The organism is Paraburkholderia sediminicola (genome assembly GCF_046027825.1).
In the GTDB taxonomy this organism is placed as follows: Bacteria; Pseudomonadota; Gammaproteobacteria; order Burkholderiales; family Burkholderiaceae; genus Paraburkholderia; species Paraburkholderia sediminicola_D.
Genome location: NZ_JAQQDU010000207.1, coordinates 1 through 2,554, shown reverse-complemented (window position 1 = coordinate 2,554; position 2,554 = coordinate 1). Strand labels below are relative to the sequence as shown.

General features: G+C 59.9%; 2 protein-coding genes and 1 pseudogene. All 3 read left to right on the top strand.

The window, feature by feature from the left end; translation table 11 throughout:
• Nucleotides 1–55 precede the first annotated feature (55 nt).
• Nucleotides 56–265 (top strand): annotated as a pseudogene (locus tag PQQ96_RS41855) (DUF5372 family protein); the annotation flags it as partial.
• Nucleotides 266–317: 52 nt separating this feature from the next.
• The gene (locus tag PQQ96_RS41850) at nucleotides 318–491 is read left to right on the top strand and encodes a hypothetical protein (RefSeq protein ID WP_408303254.1); all 174 of its coding nucleotides are present in this window, start codon (nucleotides 318–320) and stop codon (nucleotides 489–491) included.
• Nucleotides 472–2,520 (top strand): recombinase family protein, encoded by a 2,049-nt coding sequence (locus PQQ96_RS41845; RefSeq protein ID WP_408303252.1) that lies wholly within the window; start codon nucleotides 472–474, stop codon nucleotides 2,518–2,520. The genes PQQ96_RS41850 and PQQ96_RS41845 overlap by 20 nt, the downstream gene beginning before the upstream one ends.
• Nucleotides 2,521–2,554 lie beyond the last annotated feature (34 nt).

The following is a 2,554-nucleotide window of genomic DNA, read 5'->3' as shown; positions in this document are numbered from 1 at the left end:
CGTTTGAACAAATGGGCGACATACTGCCCGTCGACAGCCCTTACGTGAAGTCGTAATTCACTACTGCTTTCATCCGCTGGCGGGCCAACGCCTTGAGGTGGTCAGGGTTCACAGCGTCCATGACCGGCAGTGCTACGTCGTGCGACGAGCCGACGAATCGACCATATCCGTTCCTGCCTGGATGACCGAACTGTCTGCCGCTCAGGCGCAAGTCGTCGCTGAGCCGCACTTTCCCATTGGGGTGCTGTTCGATCTGCAGCGATTGGTCTCGACTCTTCTATCCTTGCCGGCATCTGCAAACCCCATAGGAGCGCGCGATGCCACCCCGCCAAATGGTGCAAGGAGTGTTGTTCGAAGAAAACGACGCGGTACCCCCGCCGCAGTTGCAACCGCAACTACAAGCTCATCTGCTGCAGCAGATGGTGCAGTGGATGCAGACCGTGGTCGTGACGCTCAACCGGGAGGGGTACGATGAACAAGATTACCGCTGAACATCTGTCGCGCCGGGCTTGCGTTTACGTCCGTCAATCGACCGCGGACCAGGTCCTGCACAACCGGGAGAGTCAACGCCGACAGTACGGGTTGGTTGAGAGGGCGAGGCAATTGGGTTGGGAGCATGTCGACGTGATAGACGATGACCTTGGGCGCTCGGGATCGGGCACGGCGCGCCCCGGTTTCGAGCGCTTACTAGCGATGCTGTGCGATGGTGAGGTCGGCGCGGTGCTGAGCATTGAAGCCTCCCGTTTGGCGCGTAACGGTCGCGACTGGCACACGCTGCTTGATTTCTGCAGCGTCGTGGGAGCATTGCTCATTGACGCGGAAGGAATTTATGATCCTGCATTGATGAACGATCGACTGCTACTGGGAATGAAAGGTACGATCAGCGAGATGGAGTTGGCCAGCTTCAGGCAGCGGGCACACGAGGCAATGAAGCAGAAGGCCCGGCGCGGGGAGTTGTTCATGCGTGTGCCTATCGGTTATGTGCGATGCGGCGACGAGCGCATTGAGAAGGACCCCGATGAGCGCGTGAGCAGCGCCATTGACCTGGCATTCCGCAAGTTCGCAGAATTCGGTAGCGCGCGGCGCCTTTACTTCTGGTTGTGTGAGCAGCACATCAACATGCCGGCAGTGAGCTATTCTGGCGACGGTGAGCGAGTCGTCTGGAAGACACCACGTTACCACTGCCTGTTGAGCTTGCTGCAGAACCCGACCTACGCTGGTGCCTATGCGTACGGCCGCAGCAAATCCAGTACCCGAATCGAGCAGGGGCGCAAGCGCGTGGTGCAGACGTATCATCGCAAGCCCGAGGACTGGTCCGTGCTGATCCAGGACCATCACGAGGGCTACATCGACTGGGACACATATCGCAGCAACCAGGAGACAATGGCTCACAACACCAACGGTCGGGGCAGCGCCGTGCGCGGATCGGTCAGGAACGGAGAGGCGTTGTTGTCGGGGCTGCTGCGGTGCGGTCACTGCGGGGCAAAGCTTGCCGTGGGATACCCCAGTCCCACGGGCATACGCTATCAATGCCCAAAGCGTATTCTCTCGCGCGGTGCGTACTGCGTCAGTTTCGGTGGTCTGGGTGCAGATCGTATCGTAGCCGAGCAAGTGTTGCGTTGTCTCGCGCCCATGGGGATCGAAGCCGCGCTGCAAGCCATCGAGAAGCTGCAAGGCGCAGAAGACGAGCGCCATGTTCAGAAGCGGCTGGCGCTTGAGAAGGCCCGTTATGAGGTGTGCCACGCGCAGCGGCAGTATGACGCCGTGGATCCCGCGAACCGTCTGGTCGCTGGCACGCTGGAGAGGCGCTGGAATGATGCGATGACGGTGCAGTCCCGGCTAGAGGATGAGCTCGCCGAACTGACGCGGCAACGGCCCTGTGCGCTTGGCAAAGAGGCCCGGCAAAGCCTGCTTGCTCTGGCCCATGACTTGCCGCAGTTGTGGGATCACCCCGCGAGTTCACCTGATATCAAGAAGCGTATCCTGCGCACCGTGATCAACGAAATCGTCGTCAGTGCCGATGGCGACTCGGTGCGAATGATCGTACACTGGCAAGGCGGTGATCACACGGAGTTACGGCTGAAGAAGGCGCCGACTGGCAGGCATCGTTACGTGACCAGCGTCGATACTCTTGAGCTGATTGCATCGTTGGCGCGCCATCAGCCGGATCAACGCATCGCCGCGACGATCAATCGATTGGGACACCGCACGGCGCACGGACAAACATGGACGGCCACCAGGGTATGTGCAATCCGCAAGGGCCACGACATCGCCGCCTATTGTGAGGGTGAGCGCCGGGCCCGGGGCGAACTGACCATCGAAGAAGTCGCTGCCGTCATGAGGGTCGCGCCGCGTGTCGTGCTACGCCTGATCCACCAGAAACACCTGAAAGCAACCCAAGCCTGCCGCAATGCTCCTTGGACCATACGACAAGCCGCCCTCGACGAGTATCTGGTCGCAAAGGCCGCGAAAAGTCCATCGACACCCGATCCGGATCAACTGATCCTGGAAATTCAATAACATACGAAGGAGTGCAGTATGAAAGAGAATCGAA

Bases quoted from the DNA above. Each gene is read 5' to 3' on its own strand.
- PQQ96_RS41850 (WP_408303254.1), top strand. From the start codon at position 318: ATGCCACCCCGCCAAATGGTGCAAGGAGTGTTGTTCGAAGAAAACGAC.
- PQQ96_RS41845 (WP_408303252.1), top strand. From the start codon at position 472: ATGAACAAGATTACCGCTGAACATCTGTCGCGCCGGGCTTGCGTTTAC.